The sequence below is a fragment of the Bradyrhizobium sp. LjRoot220 genome, assembly GCF_964252915.1.
Lineage (GTDB): Bacteria > Pseudomonadota > Alphaproteobacteria > Rhizobiales > Xanthobacteraceae > Bradyrhizobium.
The window spans coordinates 1,328,823-1,344,908 of the sequence record NZ_CAXUPS020000001.1 but is presented as its reverse complement, the minus strand read 5'-3'; the positions used below and the strand labels follow the sequence as shown (position 1 = coordinate 1,344,908).

The window sequence follows — 16,086 nt, the reverse complement described above, 5'->3', positions numbered from 1 at the left end:
CAGGTGAGCCATGGCTGAAGCAAGCACCATCCCCGTGATCTATGAGACCAATAGAGACGGGTCCCAGTCCGACTGGCGAGACTACCGCGCCGAGATCGAGGCGTGGCTCCCGTCGCAGCCCCAGGGCACGTGGCTCATGTTTTTGAAGAACTCGATCTGGGACGGGGGGGAGTCGCTGAGGCAGCGCATGATCGACGATCCGGACTGCGATATCGCGATCGCCGCTTGGATCTTCTGGGCTTGTCAGCCCGGATGGCACATCGCCAACGAGACGGAGTTCAAGGGCGACGAGTATCTTATCCGAAGCATTGCGGCAAACATCGACCGAGGCTTCTACCGCCGCAGCGAGCTCGCACTCAACCGGTTCGAAGTCCTTCACAGCGTGCATGACTACGCGGACGCTGTCCGGACGCGCCGCCTCGCGGGGCGGCCCGCCTGGATGACGCTGCCGAGATCGCTGCTAGGCCCGTTCATCGGCCGCCAGCCCGCCGTCGCACCCGGCAACGAGGCGACCGAACGGCACCTCGACGAGATCGCGCAGCGGCTCGGCTTCCCGGGCCTGATCCGGACCCAGGCCGCGTGGCGCGACGCCTACGAAGGCAACTACTGTATCCGCCACTACTTCACCCTGCCGCCACTGACCCGGTCGTTGCAACGCGACCTCGGCACCCTCGACGAGCTGGCGCATATCGAGGCGCTGTATGGAAACACCGCGGCCTACACGGACGCGCGCAAGCTGCTGGCCGCCGACATGCCTTACCTCGGAAAGCAAACGCCGACCTCGCTTATCGGTCAGCTTCGCTGGGCCACGCGGGGCCAGCGGGGCAATCGCCAGTACTACGAACGGGTTTAGAGCAGGATAACTTTTGATTGAATCCGTCTGGCAGCGAACTCGCTTCACCTCTCCCGCTTGCGGGGTCGAGACGAGCGAAGCTCGCTCTTAGGTCGACGCGCTCGGCAGCGCAATTGCGCGCCAGAGCGCGGCGGGTGGGGGTCTCTCCACTCGAAGAGTGCGACTCGCGGAAACACCCCCACCCATAGCCGATGCTTTGCATCGGCGTTCTTAAACCAAAGGACGGCGGCCGTAGGCCGCCTACGCCTCCCCCGCAAGTGCGGGAGAGGGAGCGCAGCTCCTTCGCGGCTGCTATTTGACCTAATTTCATCCAGCCCTAGCCGCCGAATTTCTTGCGCAGCATGACGCCGAGGATGTTGGAATAATCGTCGGTCCACAATGCGCTCGACCGGTCGCCCTGCAACGGCGTCCAGTTTCCGGCAATGCTGCCGGTGTCGGCCGCATCGCGCGCCAGCACCGCGAGCCGGGCATTGCCCTTCAGCGTCGTCAGCATCTCGCCGGCGCTGTCGTCCTCGCGCAGGAAGGCGGCGAGCCCGAGCGATTGCGCGACGTTCGCCACCACGGGCGCAAGATCGAGGTGGCGGTTGGAGATGTGCGCCACGATCACGCCGTGCGGCGCTAGCTTTGAGAGATAACCGGCGACGGCCTCGCGCGTCAGCAGATGCACCGGGATGGTGTCCGACGAGAAGGCGTCGAGCACGATGAGATCATAGCGATCGGTGGATGATTCCAGCGTCAGGCGCGCGTCGCCGGCAATGACGGGCATGTCGGGCGCGCATTTCGACAGGAACTCGAAGCGACGCGGATCGCGCGCGATCCGGATCACTTCGGGATCGATCTCGAAGAAGGTCCAGTGCTCCCTGCCCTTGCGGTGGCAGGCCAGCGAGCCGGTGCCGAGGCCGACCACGGCCACACGGTCCAGACTGCCGCGCACGGCGCGCGCGGCAGAGATCGCTTCGTCAAGCGGTCCGCCAAAATAGTAATAGGTCTGCGGCGCGGGAGGTCCACCCACCGGCGTGCCGTCCTCGTTGCGCAGCCGCTGCGCGCCATGAATGGTGGTGCCGTGATAGAGCACGCGGGCGCTGCCGCCATTGATCTCCGCGACCTTGTGGACGCCGAAGAAACTGCGCGCAGTCTCGATCGGCGCGATGCCGGGCCGCCACATTGCGGTCACCGCAAAACTCAGGATCACGAGCCCGACGAAGCGCAGGGGATGCTGGCGTTGAAACAGCATCGCCGCCGCCAGCAGCGCCAGCAGAACCTGGAACGGTAACTCAAACGTCGCCGGCGGCTGATAGCGCGTGACGTACCAGACGAGCGCCAGCGCCGCGCTGATCGCGAGCCACGGCCAGGCTCCGGCCAGTGCCTCGCGAACGCCGCCGGTAAAAATGCCCGGCATGCACAGCAGTGCCAGCGCGATCAGAATTGGATATTCGTAATTGCCGTTGAAGATCTGCGGCGCCAGAAGCCCCGCGAAGGCGCCGCCGATGACGCCACCGAACGACGTACAAAGATAAAACTCGGTCAACCGCCGCGGGCTCGGCCGCCGCGCGTAAAGTTCGCCGTGGCACATCAGCGTCAGCAGCGCGAAGGCGACCAGGTTGAGCGCAATGATCGTCAGCCAGAACACCTTTTCGCCGCCGATCAGGCTGACGGCCAGCGGCGCCACCGCGAAGGGCACGAAGCGCACCACATCGGCGTGCGCGATCCACGGCCGCTCGCGGAACACGGCGACGAAGGTCAGCAAGTAGATCGCAAGCGGCACCACCCACAGGAAGGGTGCGGCCGCGATATCGGTCGTGAGGTACGCGGTGACGGCGATGACGAGCCCCGACGGCACGGCCGCGAGCGCGATCCAGCGCAGCCGCTCGCCGGATGTCACGCCGACATCGTCAGCGGCCCCGATCTCTGCGGCGACAGACTCCGCTCGCCCCGTAAATACGGCGACCACGCTCAGGAGAATGGCGAGCAGCGCAAACCCAATGGACCACGCCACCGTTTGCGTCTGCAGGGTGAGAAACGGCTCGACGATGACGGGATAGGCGAACAGCGCCGCAAACGAACCGAGGTTGGAGGCGGCGTAGAGCACATAGGGATTGCCGGCCTGCTGGTGCCCGCTGGCCGAAAACCAGCTCTGCAGCAGCGGCGCGCTGGCCGACAGCGTGAAGAACGGCAGCCCGATCGAAACCGCGAACAGGCCGAACAGCCAGAGCGCCGTGCCATCCGATGGCGGCGCTCCCCATCCTTGCGCAATCGCGATCGGCAGTATCGCCGCGGTGACGCCGAGCAGCGCGAGGTGAAACAGCGCTGCCCAGCGCGGCAGCAACACGCGGTTCAACAGATGGGCGTAGGCATAGCCGGCCAATAACACGGTCTGGAAGAACACCATCGCCACCGACCACACCGCCGGCGCGCCGCCGAGTTTTGGCAGCACCATCCTGGCGAACATCGGCTGGATCGAGAACAAGAGCAGCGCCGAGACGAACAGCGTCGTGGCATACAGCAACGGCGTCAGCCGGACGGCCATCGCCCGCCGGCCGAGATCACCCTGACTCGGCGCTATCCGATCGGAAGCATGGAAAACTGACATCGTATCCCTGGCGGCTGGCAATATGGGCTGCACGGTAGCCATCGAGCCCTGAGCAAAGGCTTAATCGGCGGCCGCAATGCGCCGGCAGCGCCATGGTAAATGCCGTCTTGAAGGGCTGCCGCAGCGGAACCCGACGGGCGAAGGGCGGGGTACGATCCCTGAGCTGCGGCTCGGCCAGCCAAAAATGTCGAAAACAACCCATGCAAAGAAAGCAGCGGTCACCGGCAAGCCGCTTTGGACGACGAGAAAACACTTTGACACGTCGGGCAAATCAGGGGCACCAATCCAGCATCGCGCCATTTGGCTCCCGGCCCTGCCCGACAACGGGCTCTTTCGCGCGATTGCAGGAAAATCCTTCCAACCATTGAATTGCACCGGCTCGCGCGCAGCGAACGATCGGCTGCGCTTTGCCGTAACCCGCACGCATGTCGATGCTGTGCCAGAGGAGATACGACGTGAACACACTTCCAGAACTCAGCAACCACACGGCCATGGCCGCATCCGGTCAAACCAGGGCTGCCGCGGCCCCGCGGCTAAAGCTCTCGCCACAAGGCGTTTCCATCGACCATCCCGATCCGGAACTTGGCGAACAGCTGATGGCCGACGCGTTGGGGGTCCCCGACCGCGACGCGATGCATGGCATTCTGCGACAATTGGTGAAAGCCAGCGTGAGCGGAAAGAAGCCCGACGCGGTCAACCTCGCCTTCATGATTTCAATGGTGGAAAGCATCAAGCCGAGGGATTCCATCGAGGCCATGCTGGTGGCGCAGATGGTGTCCGTCCATGTGATGGCGATGCGATGTGTCTATCACCTCGCAGGCGCGAACGCCGCCCGGCACGACAGCGCCGTGCGCGCATTGGGCATGCTGGCCCGCACATTCCCGGCCCAGGTCGAGGCGCTGACCCGCTATCGCAACAAGGGCGAGCCTGCCATCACGGTGCAGAACGTCTCGGTCGGAGATGGCGGCAAGGCCATCGTCGGCAATGTCACGCAGCATGCGGGCGTGATCGTTTCGGAGAAGAGCCCGGCGTCCGCGCAGGACTCGACGTCCCATTGTCGAACGCGGGAGGACGATTGCGTCGACGCGGAGCAGGAAGCCCAGGCGTGAGCAATCCCGCCCCCGATACCCGCGCGATGCAGGCGAGCCCGCGGTGCGGCGCCAACACCCGCGCCGGCGGATCGTGCCGCGCGCCGGCGCTGCGCGGCAAACGGCGCTGCCGCATGCACGGCGGCGCGCCGAAATCCGGCGCGCCAAGGCGAAACCGGAACGCGCGCAAGCACGGCCAGTTCACAAAAGTCGCCATCGCCGAGCGAAAGCGGATTCAGGCCTTGCTGGCGGATGCACGGAAGTTGCTGCAAGAGATGAAATAATTGGCGCCGCCGAACCCTGAGTTCTGCGGTGTGAGCGGCACCCTGGCTAGACTAGCAGTTGGGGCCGCCGCCGTAAGCGGATTCCTTGCCACCGAGCCACACGGACCAGCATCCTGTCGCTGTGTTGAGCTGGACGCTGACCTGGCCTGGAAGACGGATTTAAACGCGCGAACCGCCGCTCACCAGATCGAGTTCGGCAACATTCAACTCACGGATTTCGGTGCTGTTCATTTCAAGCTCCCTTCGATGTGACGGTCACCAGCGACCGTCGATGGAGGGAGAATGCCTGGAGATCTGCCGGCCGGCTGTGATGGCAGTCACAGCAAGTCGGTTTTGGCAGGCGGCCTCTCAGTCGGCCTGAATGCTGGATTTATGAGTACCGTCCTAATCTCAGTCCTTCCTGGTATGGCCCCAGATCTGGTCCCAGTCCTCGCCGGCGGCATCGACGACGCGGCCGTCGGCCTCGAAGAATTTGTTCGGGACCTGGAAGATCGCCAGCATCAGCCCGCCCTCGGGGCACCAGGCAACATGACGGCTGCCCTGCTCGCGCCAGATGTATTCACCGGCCTTGCACTCGATGCCCTTGGCCGGACCTTCCTTGTCGACCAGCGAGCCCTCGAGCACGTAGGTCTGCTCGATGTTGACATGCTCGTGGTCGGGCAGCACCGCGCCGGGTTGAAACCGCATCAGCGCGGTCATCAGGCCGGTCTTGCGATCGAACAGCAGCGTCTTGGCTTCGCAACCGGGGAAACGGGTCTGCTGCCATTCCATGTCGGCCGGCCGCACCAGATGCGAATGGGTGTCTGCGGTCTGCGGGCCCTTTGGCGTCACGGCGTCCATGGCGATCCTCCGTCTTTTGGATTTGCGGCGATCCTAGCAGCCGGGAGAAGGCGCATCCAGCCTTGCCGGCGCCCGCCCCCAATTGTAGGATCAACGGGCCGGCCACTCCCGCGACGCATGGTGAACAATGGCGGCACTGCAACATTCGCGTTTCTGCAAGGGCTGCTGGGAGCAGATGCACATGCCGGTGCCGCTCCGCGGCGTCATTTCGGTGCCGTTCCGGGCGTTTGGCGTTCGCCCGAGCCGAATGAACCCCAACACCTGCACGATCTGCGAGCTGATGTTCACCAAGGTGATGCGGGCCCGCAAGATCACCATCGATGCGACCGTGATGTTTGCCGATCTGCGCGGCTATACCAGCCTGTCGCAGTCGAAGTCAGCGGAGGCCGTCTCGGGGCTGCTCGACGCGTTCTACGATGAATGCGCGGATGCGATCTGGCAGCATGACGGGCTGCTCAACAAGACCATCGGCGACGCCGTCATGGCCGTCTTCAATTTTCCCTTGCAGCGCGATGACCATGTCCGAAACGCCCTGCTCGCGGCACGCGATATCCAGAACAACTGGCGCGAACGGCGCGACAGTCTTGCAGCCGCGCTCGGCCTCAATGCCGGCGAACTCGGGATCGGCATCGGTATTCACGCCGGCGAACTCAGCTTCGGCGAGTTCGGCCGCTCGCACCGCGACCTCACCGCCATCGGCACCGTGGTCAACACCGCCTCCCGCGCGCAGTCGGTCGCCGAAGCCGACCAGATCCTCGTGACACAGGCGGTCTACCAGCGCGCCCGATCGGATTTGCAGGACAGCCACGCCAGGACCTTTCAGCTCAAGGGATTCGATGCCCCGATCGAGCTTTACGCAGCATAGGCCCGCCCTCTTTCCAGGTGGTCCTTGCTCACCAAAGGTTCTTGCCGTCGATCACAGCCACCGGCACGGCGTCGAGATCGACATCGTCGAACAGTCGCGCATTGACGCCGACCTTGGGATTGTCGAAATCCGGTTTGCCGGCCGACCAATCCGGCGATTCCCCATAGGTCCCGCAGCCGCAACTGGCGCAGAAATGATGCTTGATGGTGCGGCTGCCCCACAAATACGTGGCGACATTTTCGGGCGGCGACGTCAGGCGAAACTGCGCGGGCGTGTAGTACGCCCATAGCGCGCCGCGCTTTGCGCAGAACGAACAGGTGCAGCGGGTCACGTCGGCGGGCATGTCATCCACCTCGAATGTCGTCAGGCCGCAATGGCAGCTTCCCTTGATTGGCACGATCCATTCCTTTTCGAATGATCCGACACGGCAAGGGTTCATAACCGGTGCCTGCTGCCAGCATGCTGTCAGCAGCAGGCAGCGTCGCCCCTCAGGCCCATGCGCTGCCAGAGTGATCCACCTTCGTTGCTGCCTGATCGCGAAACTTGCTAGCTTTCGGTTTCCCGGCTCGAGTCGCGGAGCAAGTCTTGGGTTTTCTCTTCGTCCTCACGGTCGGGCTCATCGCCGGCACCATCAGCGGCATCGTCGGCACCGGCTCCTCGATCATGCTGATGCCGGTGCTGGTCTATCAATACGGGCCAAAGGAAGCCGTGCCGATCATGGCGGTCGCGGCCGTGATGGCGAACCTGTCGCGCATCCTGGCCTGGTGGCGCGAGGTCGACTGGCGCGCCTGCCTCGCCTATTCCGTCACGGGCATTCCGGCCGCGGCGCTTGGCGCGCGGACGCTGCTGGCGTTGCCGCCGCACGCCGTCGACATTGCGATCGGACTGTTTTTGATTGCGATGGTGCCGGTGCGGCACTGGCTCGACCGCCACCGGCTCAAGGCCAAGCTCTGGCATCTTGCCGTCGGTGGCGCCGTGATCGGCTATCTCACCGGCATCGTGGTGTCGACCGGCCCGCTCAGCGTGCCGCTGTTCCTGTTTTACGGATTGAACAAGGGCGCGTTCCTCGCCACCGAGGCCGCAAGTTCGCTCGGGCTCTACTTAAGCAAATCAGTCACCTTCGAACGCTTCGGCGCGCTGACATCGGACGTGGCGCTGAAGGGCCTGATCGCGGGTTCTTCGCTGATGGTCGGCGCCTTCATCGCCAAGCGTTTTGTGCTGCAGCTTCAGCCCAACATGTTTCGCCTGCTGATGGACGGCATCATGCTGGCGGCAGGCCTTTCGCTGCTGTGGACGGCCCTATCAGTCTGAAATCCAGCGTCTCCGATCTGAACCAACCTCGCGGTCCGGGAGACGAAGTGACGTGCATCACATCCAATTCCGGATGAGACCTTAGACGTTGCGTGGCATGAAAAATCATTTTCAGCCACAGGAGATTTAGAAATGAACAGGGGCATTATCGGCGCCGTCGTTGCCGTCATTGTCATTGGCTTGATTGCAGCCGGAAGCTGGTACACCGTCGATCAGACCGAGCGCGGCGTGCTGCTGCGTTATGGCGCGGTCATCGGTACCGCGCAGCCGGGCCTCGGCTTCAAGATCCCGCTGATCGACAGCGTCGAGAAGGTCAGCGTCAAGACCACGACGTTTTCGTGGGACAAGATGAATTCCTATTCCTACGACCAGCAGCCCGCCGATCTCAAGATCAGCGTCACCCTGCGGGCATCGCCGGAAAAAGTAACCGACCTTTACGCCAAATTCGGCCGGCTGCAGGCCGCGGTCAATCAGGTGGTCAGCCCCGCCGTCAACCAGCAGGTCAAGATCGTATTCGGCCGCTATACCGCGGTGAAAGCCATTCAGGAGCGCGGCGCCCTCAACAACGCGATTCGGGACGCCATTATCGCTTCGCTGAGGGATGATCCGATGATCATCGTCGAGAGCGTGCAGCTGGAGAACATCGAGTTCAGCACGACCTATCTGCACTCGATCGAGCAGCGCATGCTGGCCGAAGTCGAGGTGCAGAAGCTGCAGCAGAACGCCGAGCGCGAAAAAGTCCAGGCGCAGATCACGGTCACGCAAGCCAACGCCAAGGCCAACGCGGTCCGCGCCGAAGCGCAGGCCTCCGCCGACGCGCTGCGGCTGAACGGCGAAGCCCGCGCCACCAACATCAAACTGACCGGTGAAGCCGAAGCCGCCGCCATCGAAGCCCGCGCCAAGGCGCTCGGCACCAACCCGAACCTCGTCACCCTGGTGCAGGCCGAACGCTGGAACGGCGTGCTGCCGACCACGATGGTGCCCGGCTCTGCGGTGCCGTTCGTCTCGGTCAAATAATTTTCGAAAGCATCCGGAAACTTTGATGCCTGGGATCGCGATCTCAGGCATCATCGTCTTTAGGAACAGGTTTCATGCGGAATGTCATCACCCTGGCGGGCATCGCGCTCGCTTTCGCCCTCGCCGCGCCGGCCTCGCAGGCCGCGGAAAATTTTGACGGGCTCTGGGCCAAAACGGCAAAAGATTGCCGCAACAAGGAAGGTCCCGACAGCAAGACGCTGATCGACATGAGCAAGCCGATCGGCGGCAAGCCCGCGCCGATGGTCGACCAGTATGAAAATCATTGCCGGATCGACCGCAAGACCGTCGTCGGCGACGGCGTCCATCTGTCGGTCACCTGCTTTGAGTTCTGGGAATATTTCAACAAGGGCATCGAGCCGCGCAAGGCGACCTTCAAGCTCGCCCCCGGCCCCAACGGCACCATCAAGATCGACGGCAAGGCGCATCTGCGCTGCAAAATGCCGGCGAGCGGCCGTTGAACTCGGGGCATCACGGCTGGCGTTGAAAAACGCGGCCGGATGCCATCATGCTGACGCCAATAATGCCCGGTATCGTGGCATAATGCATGATCTGATCCATTCGGCCGTGAGGGCGATGTCTTGAGCGCAATAGCTGATGTGGCTGCTATCACCGGTACCGGCAACCCGACGGTAGGGAAAACCGATGTCCAGCAAGACACCCTGAAATTTGCGGAGGCGGCGCTTACCGACAGCAAGCGCGAGGGCTTGCTGCTCGCGGTTCGCGCCCGCTGGGTTGCGCTGGCGGTGACGGCTGCAACCCTGCCGATCATCAATCCGGAGTGGGAGGTCCTCTATTACGTTCTGATGCTCGGCCTGTTTGCCCTGATCGGCTGGGCCCAGCTCAAGGTCGGCAAGACCGGCCGGTCGGTGCCCGAGCTTATTCTGCTGTTTTGCGACCTGGCGCTGATGACCTTCCTGAGCGTGGTGCCCAATCCCTGGAGCACGGTCGATTGGCCGATCGCGATGCAGTACAGGTTCGACAGCTTCCTTTACTTCTTTGTTTTCCTGGCTATCGCGACGCTGGCCTATTCATGGCGCACCGTCGTGGCGATGGGGTTTTGGACCTCGGCGCTGTGGGCGATCGGCGTCGGCTGGGTGTACCTGCACCCCAACACCCATGCCGCGTTGTCGGAACGGGTGCGGGCCGCCGTCGGCGCCGACGTCAGGCTGTTCGACGTCATCGACCCCGCCTCGATCGGGTTCGGCGCCCGGTTCCAGCAGATCACCGTCTTCCTGATCGTCGCCATGACGCTGGCGCTGGCGGCGCGGCGCTCGAACGCGCTGCTGATCAGCCACGCCGGTATCGAGCGCGAACGCACCAATCTGGCGCGGTATTTTTCGCCCAACGTCGTCGCGCAATTGTCCAAAAACGACGATCCGCTCAAGCAGGTGCGGACGCAGAATGTTGCGGTGCTGTTCGCCGACATCGTCGATTTCACGTCCTATGCCGACGGCCGCAGCCCGATGGAAGTGATCGGAACGCTGCGGCAATTCCACGAGCGGATGGAACGGGAGGTATTTCGGCACAGCGGCACGCTCGACAAATATCTCGGCGACGGCTTGATGGCGACGTTCGGCACGCCGTTCACCGGCGATTCCGACGCCGGCAACGCGCTGCGTTGTGCGCAGGCCATGATCGGCTCGATCGCCGAGCTCAATCTCGACCGCCAACACCGCGGCGAACCGCCGATTCGGCTCAGCGTCGGATTGCACTTTGGTCAGGTCGTGCTCGGCGACATCGGCTTGAACCGGCTCGAATTCGCCGTGATCGGCACGGCCGTCAATGCCGCAAGCCGCCTTGAAACGCTGACCCGCGAATATGGCTGCGCGATGGTGGCCAGCGACGAACTCGTGCAGCGAGCGCGGGCGGAATCCGGCAGTTCGAGCGCCGACTTCTTGCACCTGGTGGAGAAGCCACCGCGGACCATTCGCGGCCTCGAGCAACCGGTCGGGATATGGACGCGGGAAAACGAGGCGTCCTGACCGGCGAAGCCACGGTTGACCACGCACCATGTCAAGGCGCATAGGCCACCGCAGAATTGAACTCGCGTATGGCTTGATCCAATGCCTCGATCCCAACGAAATCCCGATCCCTCCTTCTACATCGAACCGCGCAGCGGCCAGCGTTATCCGCTGGACGTTCCGCGCTGGTGCGGCGACGGGCAAAAGCCACTGCTGATCAGTCCGCAGGGCGGCATCGGCCGCGACGAGATCGATCGCGGCACGCGGTCGCTGTGGCGGTACCGGGCCGCGCTGCCGGTCGAGATTGCAAAACCGATTTCGCTCGGGGAAGGCTGCACCCCGCTGGTGCAAAGGGAATGGGGCGATTTTCGGCCGTTCTTCAAGCTGGAATGGTTCAACCCGACCTGCAGCTTCAAGGACCGCGGCACCACGGTGATGCTGTCCTATCTGCGGCAGCTCGGCATCGATGCGGTGCTGGAAGACAGTTCCGGCAATGGCGGCGCGTCGGTGGCGGCCTATGGCGCGGCCGGCGGCATGCGCGTGAAGATCCTGGCGCCGGCCTACACGTCGCCAGCCAAGGTCGCGCAGGTCCGCGCCTATGGCGCCGAGGTGCAGCTGGTCGAGGGGCCGCGCGAGGAATCGCAGCGCGAGGCGATCCGCCAGTCCAGCGAGATTTTCTACGCCAGCCATAACTGGCAGCCGTTCTTCCTGCAGGGCACCAAATCGATCGCCTATGAGATTTGGGAGGATTTCAATTTCGCGGCGCCCGACAACATCATCATTCCGGTTGGCGCCGGCAGCAACCTGCTCGGCTGCCACATCGGCTTCTCCGAACTGCTCGCCGCCGGCCAGATCAGCAAACTTCCAAAACTGTTTGCCGCGCAGCCGCTCAACTGCTCGCCATTGGACGCGAGCTTCCAGGCCGGCGTCGACACCCCGGTCGCGCGCGCCGTCCACAAGACGATCGCGGAAGGCACCGCAATCGCGCATCCGCTGCGGCTCAAGGAAATGATCCACGCCCTGAAAGACAGCGGCGGAGAATCGGTGGCCGTTTCCGAGGACGAGATCGTCACCGCCCTGAGGCGGCTCGCGCGGCTTGGCCTGTTCGTGGAGCCGACATCGGCCAGTGTCGCGGCGGCGTTCGCCCGGCTCACCGCGCGCGGCGTCATTGAGGCGCGCGAAACCACGGTGATGTTGATTTCGGGGACCGGCATCAAGACGGCGTCGGCCATCGCCGAGCTGTTTTGATTCCGGCCTTTGACTTGGCTTTGGAAGCACTATAGAACAAAATAAGAACACGCGAATCCCGCCAGGACTTCATGGCCAGATCCACCCTCTCTTTCGTCTGTCAGAACTGCGGCGCGGCGTTTAATCGCTGGCAGGGCAAGTGCGAGGCCTGCGGCGAGTGGAACACGCTGTCCGAGGAGGACACGACCGGTGCCACCTCGATGCCGGTGTCGATCCGCTCCAAGCGCAGGGGAAGAACGTTTGCGCTGGAATCGCTGACCGGCAAGAGCCAGGACGCGCCCCGCCTCTCCTCCGGCATGGTCGAGCTCGACCGCGTCACCGGCGGCGGCTTTGTCCGCGGCTCGGTGCTGCTGGTCGGCGGCGATCCCGGCATCGGCAAATCGACGCTGCTGACGCAGGCCACCAGCATGATGGCGCGCGCCGGGCATCGCGCGGTCTATATTTCCGGCGAAGAAGCGGTGGCCCAGGTGCGGCTGCGCGCCGAGCGGCTCGGGCTTGCCGACGCGCCGGTGCAACTCGCGGCCGAAACCGCGGTGGAAGACATCGTCTCGACGCTGTCCGAGGGCGCGGTGCCGCGGCTGATCGTGATCGATTCGATCCAGACCATGTGGACCGACACGGTGGAATCCGCGCCGGGCACGGTCACGCAGGTCCGGGCCTCGGCGCAGGCGCTGATCCGGTTTGCCAAAAAATCCGGCGCCACCATCATCCTGGTCGGGCATGTGACCAAGGACGGCCAGATCGCCGGCCCCCGCGTGGTCGAGCACATGGTCGATGCGGTGCTGTCGTTCGAGGGCGAAGGCTCGCAGCAATTCCGCATCCTGCGCGCGGCGAAGAACCGCTTCGGCCCTACGGACGAAATCGGCGTGTTCGAGATGACGGGCCTCGGCCTGCGCGAGGTCTCCAACCCCTCCGAATTGTTCCTGTCGGAGCGCGATCTCGGCAGTCCCGGCACGGCGGTGTTCGCCGGCATCGAGGGCACCCGCCCGGTGCTGGTGGAATTGCAGGCGCTGGTGGCGCCGACCACCCTCGGCACCCCCCGGCGCGCCGTGGTCGGCTGGGATCCGAGCCGGCTGTCGATGGTGCTGGCGGTGCTGGAGGCCCATTGCGGGGTCAAGCTGTCCGGCTATGACGTTTATCTGAACGTGGCCGGCGGCCTGCGGATCCAGGAGCCCGCGGCCGACGTCGCGGCCGCCGCCGCGCTGGTCTCGTCGCTGGTCAACGCGCCGCTGCCCACCGATGCGGTCTATTTCGGCGAGATCTCGCTGTCGGGTGCGGTCCGGCCGGTGGCGCAAACCTCGGCCCGGCTGAAAGAGGCGGCAAAACTCGGCTTCGGCCGTGCGATCCTGCCCGAATCGGCACGTGGCGAGGCCGGCGGCGATGCGGGTCTGGTCCTGAACAGCGTCGGCGGATTGACCAGCCTGGTCGCTGAAATCGCCGCGCGGGGCACGCCCAGGGCCAACCGGGAGCAGAATCGCGAAGGGACGGAGAAAAATGCCACACCGGCGCGATTCCGTCGCGAGAATGGCTAAAGCGGCGTGACGTTACCTGCCCTCGCCGCTATACAACGCGCGCGAAAGGCGCGTTGGATGGCGCGATATCCGGCCTTGCGGGATACGCCAGATGACCGTCACGTAGACCGGCACCGACCACGCCGATTCGCGAGCCTTGAGACTTCTTGCTTTGAGAATGTACGAGCGGACCTGACCAGCCGATGCCTGTAACGATACTCGATCTCGTCCTGCTTGCGGTGATGCTGATTTCGGGGCTGCTCGCCATGGTGCGCGGCTTCATGCGCGAGATTCTGTCGATCGCGGCCTGGGGCGCGGCGGCCCTGGTCACGCTGTATGCTTTCGCAAAACTGATGCCGACCGCTAGAACTTACTTCCAAAGCGAGACGATCGCGGCCGTGGTCGTGGTGGCCGGCACCTTCATCGCGACCCTGATCGTGGTATCGATCATTACGGTGCGGATTTCGGACATGATCCTGGATTCCCGGATCGGCGCGCTGGATCGCACGCTCGGTTTCCTGTTCGGCCTGGCCCGCGGGCTGCTGATCGTGGTGGTCGCCTTCCTGTTCTTCAGCTGGCTGGTTCCGGACAAGCAGCGGCCCGACTGGATCACTGGCGCGAAGTCCCGGATGGTGCTGCAGGGAACCGGCGATTGGTTAATGGCGCTCTTGCCGGATGACCCTGAGAACACCATCTTAAAGAGATTCAAGAAGAATAAACCCGACGACGATTCAACTGACGCCGAGCCGGCAGCCCCGGCACCCGGCGATGGCTACAGCAAACCTGCCCGCGACGGCCTTAAAAAGCTGATCGAGAAACCCGCGAGCAAGTAACTTTTGGGCCAAAGAGAGGCGATGGACGCGATGCAGAACCCTTCAGATCCCGCCGCGCAACTTGACCGAAACTCCGGTCCGATCGATTTGCAGGACGATCTTGAAGGCGACACGCTCCGCGAGGAATGTGGCGTGTTCGGCATCTTCGGCCACCCGGAAGCCGCCGCCGTCACCGCGCTCGGGCTGCACGCTTTGCAGCACCGCGGCCAGGAGGCCGCCGGCATCGTCTCCTTCGACGGCTCGCGGTTTCACTCGGAGAAGCGGCTCGGCCTGGTCGGCGACACCTTCTCCCGCCGCGAGGTGATCGAGCGCCTCCCCGGCAACCTCGCGGTCGGCCATGTGCGCTATTCCACGACCGGCGCCAACATCCTGCGCAACGTGCAGCCGCTGTTCGCCGAACTCAATGCCGGCGGTTTCGCGGTCGGCCACAACGGCAACCTCACCAACGGGCTGAGCCTGCGCCGCGAACTGGTGCGCAACGGCGCCATGATGCAATCCACCAACGACACCGAAGTGATCCTGCACCTGGTGGCGCAGTCCAAGCGCGGCCGTTTCATCGACCGCTTCATCGAGGCGCTGAGCGCGATCGAGGGCGCCTATTCGCTGGTGTCGATGACCAACAAGAAGCTGATCGGCGCGCGTGATCCGCTCGGCATCCGCCCCTTGGTGCTCGGCGACCTCGACGGCTGCCCGATCCTGACGTCGGAGACCTGCGCGCTCGACATGATCGGCGCGAAATATGTCCGCGACGTCGAACCCGGCGAAATCATCGTGTTCGACGAGCAGGGCGCGCACAGCCACAAGCCGTTTTCACCCAGACCGCCGCGGCCCTGCATCTTCGAATATATCTACTTCTCGCGGCCGGATTCCATCGTCGGCGGCCGCTCGGTCTATGAGGTCCGAAAATCGTTCGGCGCGGAACTCGCGCGCGAGAGCCATGTCGAGATCGACGTCGTGGTGCCGGTGCCGGATTCCGGCGTGCCCGCCGCGATCGGTTATGCCCAGCATTCCGGCGTGCCGTTCGAACTCGGCATTATCAGAAACCACTATGTCGGCCGCACCTTCATTCAGCCGACCCAGAGCGTGCGCGAACTCGGCGTCCGCATGAAGCATTCGGCCAACCGTGCCGCGATCGAGGGCAAGCGGATCATCCTGATCGACGACTCGCTGGTGCGCGGCACCACCTCGAAGAAGATCGTGCGCATGATGCGCGACGCCGGCGCGCGCGAAGTGCATTTCCGCCTCGCCTCGCCGCCGATCCTGTATCCCGACTACTACGGCATCGACCTGCCGGACCGCGGCGGGCTGCTGGCCGCCACGCACTCCCTTGAGGAGATGTGCGAGATCATCGGCGCCGATTCACTGGCGTTCCTGTCGATCGACGGCATGTACCGCGCGATGGGCGAACCCGGCCGCGACCCCGCCAATCCGAAATTCTCGGACCATTGTTTTACCGGTGTCTATCCGACCCACCTCACCGACCAGACCCAGGTCGAACCGCAGCCGCGGCAATTGTCGCTGCTGGCGGAGGCGAGTTAGTTGACCCAGGCGCTATGTCGTCCCTGCGAAAGCAGGGACCCATAGCCACCGGCCTTCGTTTTTCGGACGCCATTAGACACGAACACCTTTCGCCATCATAACCGTCACGGCGTATGGGTCTCTGC

The 16,086-nt window shown here is 64.1% G+C and carries 15 protein-coding genes; 12 read left to right on the top strand and 3 right to left on the bottom strand.

Annotation, left to right across the window (positions count from 1 at the left end; all coding sequences use genetic code 11):
* Window positions 1-10: 10 nt before the first annotated feature.
* Window positions 11-853, top strand: coding sequence for a hypothetical protein (locus ACSQ84_RS05780; RefSeq protein ID WP_436210657.1), 843 nt, complete (start codon window positions 11-13; stop codon window positions 851-853).
* 316 nt (window positions 854-1,169) lie between these two features.
* On the opposite strand, the gene ACSQ84_RS05775 is transcribed toward ACSQ84_RS05780, so the two are convergent.
* Window positions 1,170-3,443 (bottom strand): fused MFS/spermidine synthase, encoded by a 2,274-nt coding sequence (locus ACSQ84_RS05775; protein ID WP_436210656.1) that lies wholly within the window; start codon window positions 3,441-3,443, stop codon window positions 1,170-1,172.
* A gap of 455 nt (window positions 3,444-3,898) precedes the next feature.
* On the opposite strand from ACSQ84_RS05775, the gene ACSQ84_RS05770 reads away from it, so the two are divergent.
* Together ACSQ84_RS05770 and ACSQ84_RS05765 are read left to right on the top strand one after the other, a co-directional pair.
* On the top strand, window positions 3,899-4,552 hold the full coding sequence (locus tag ACSQ84_RS05770) for a hypothetical protein (RefSeq protein ID WP_436210655.1): 654 nt from the start codon (window positions 3,899-3,901) through the stop codon (window positions 4,550-4,552).
* Window positions 4,549-4,815: an HGGxSTG domain-containing protein gene (locus tag ACSQ84_RS05765; protein ID WP_436210654.1), complete on the top strand. Its 267-nt coding sequence runs from the start codon at window positions 4,549-4,551 to the stop codon at window positions 4,813-4,815. Before ACSQ84_RS05770 ends, ACSQ84_RS05765 begins: the two co-directional genes overlap by 4 nt.
* Before the next feature lie 390 nt (window positions 4,816-5,205).
* On the opposite strand, the gene ACSQ84_RS05760 is transcribed toward ACSQ84_RS05765, so the two are convergent.
* Complete coding sequence (locus ACSQ84_RS05760; protein WP_436210653.1) at window positions 5,206-5,655, bottom strand: cupin domain-containing protein; 450 nt, start codon at window positions 5,653-5,655, stop codon at window positions 5,206-5,208.
* Window positions 5,656-5,791: 136 nt separating this feature from the next.
* Here ACSQ84_RS05760 and ACSQ84_RS05755 point away from each other — a divergent pair, with 136 nt between their 5' ends.
* Window positions 5,792-6,520: an adenylate/guanylate cyclase domain-containing protein gene (locus ACSQ84_RS05755; protein ID WP_436211187.1), complete on the top strand. Its 729-nt coding sequence runs from the start codon at window positions 5,792-5,794 to the stop codon at window positions 6,518-6,520.
* A gap of 28 nt (window positions 6,521-6,548) precedes the next feature.
* Here the strand turns inward: ACSQ84_RS05755 and ACSQ84_RS05750 are convergent, their stop codons facing one another.
* A complete protein-coding gene (locus ACSQ84_RS05750; protein ID WP_436210652.1) occupies window positions 6,549-6,917 on the bottom strand; it encodes a GFA family protein in 369 nt (122 codons plus the stop codon).
* A 188-nt stretch (window positions 6,918-7,105) separates the two neighbouring features.
* Between ACSQ84_RS05750 and ACSQ84_RS05745 the strand changes: the two genes are divergently transcribed.
* From ACSQ84_RS05745 to purF, 8 genes are all read left to right on the top strand, one after another.
* A complete protein-coding gene (locus tag ACSQ84_RS05745; RefSeq protein WP_436210651.1) occupies window positions 7,106-7,831 on the top strand; it encodes a sulfite exporter TauE/SafE family protein in 726 nt (241 codons plus the stop codon).
* Between the two features lie 132 nt (window positions 7,832-7,963).
* A complete protein-coding gene (locus ACSQ84_RS05740) occupies window positions 7,964-8,848 on the top strand; it encodes a prohibitin family protein (RefSeq protein WP_436210650.1) in 885 nt (294 codons plus the stop codon).
* A gap of 74 nt (window positions 8,849-8,922) precedes the next feature.
* Window positions 8,923-9,327: a hypothetical protein gene (locus ACSQ84_RS05735; protein WP_436210649.1), complete on the top strand. Its 405-nt coding sequence runs from the start codon at window positions 8,923-8,925 to the stop codon at window positions 9,325-9,327.
* 120 nt (window positions 9,328-9,447) lie between these two features.
* Entirely contained in the window at window positions 9,448-10,851 is a 1,404-nt protein-coding gene (locus tag ACSQ84_RS05730) for an adenylate/guanylate cyclase domain-containing protein (RefSeq protein WP_436210648.1), read from the top strand.
* Between the two features lie 81 nt (window positions 10,852-10,932).
* Window positions 10,933-12,078 (top strand): threonine synthase, encoded by a 1,146-nt coding sequence (locus ACSQ84_RS05725; RefSeq protein WP_436210647.1) that lies wholly within the window; start codon window positions 10,933-10,935, stop codon window positions 12,076-12,078.
* A 71-nt stretch (window positions 12,079-12,149) separates the two neighbouring features.
* Window positions 12,150-13,610: a DNA repair protein RadA gene (radA, locus tag ACSQ84_RS05720; RefSeq protein WP_436210646.1), complete on the top strand. Its 1,461-nt coding sequence runs from the start codon at window positions 12,150-12,152 to the stop codon at window positions 13,608-13,610.
* 182 nt (window positions 13,611-13,792) lie between these two features.
* On the top strand, window positions 13,793-14,422 hold the full coding sequence (locus tag ACSQ84_RS05715) for a CvpA family protein (protein ID WP_436210645.1): 630 nt from the start codon (window positions 13,793-13,795) through the stop codon (window positions 14,420-14,422).
* A 30-nt stretch (window positions 14,423-14,452) separates the two neighbouring features.
* Window positions 14,453-15,961 (top strand): amidophosphoribosyltransferase, encoded by a 1,509-nt coding sequence (gene purF, locus ACSQ84_RS05710; protein ID WP_436210644.1) that lies wholly within the window; start codon window positions 14,453-14,455, stop codon window positions 15,959-15,961.
* The last annotated feature ends 125 nt before the right edge of the window (window positions 15,962-16,086 follow it).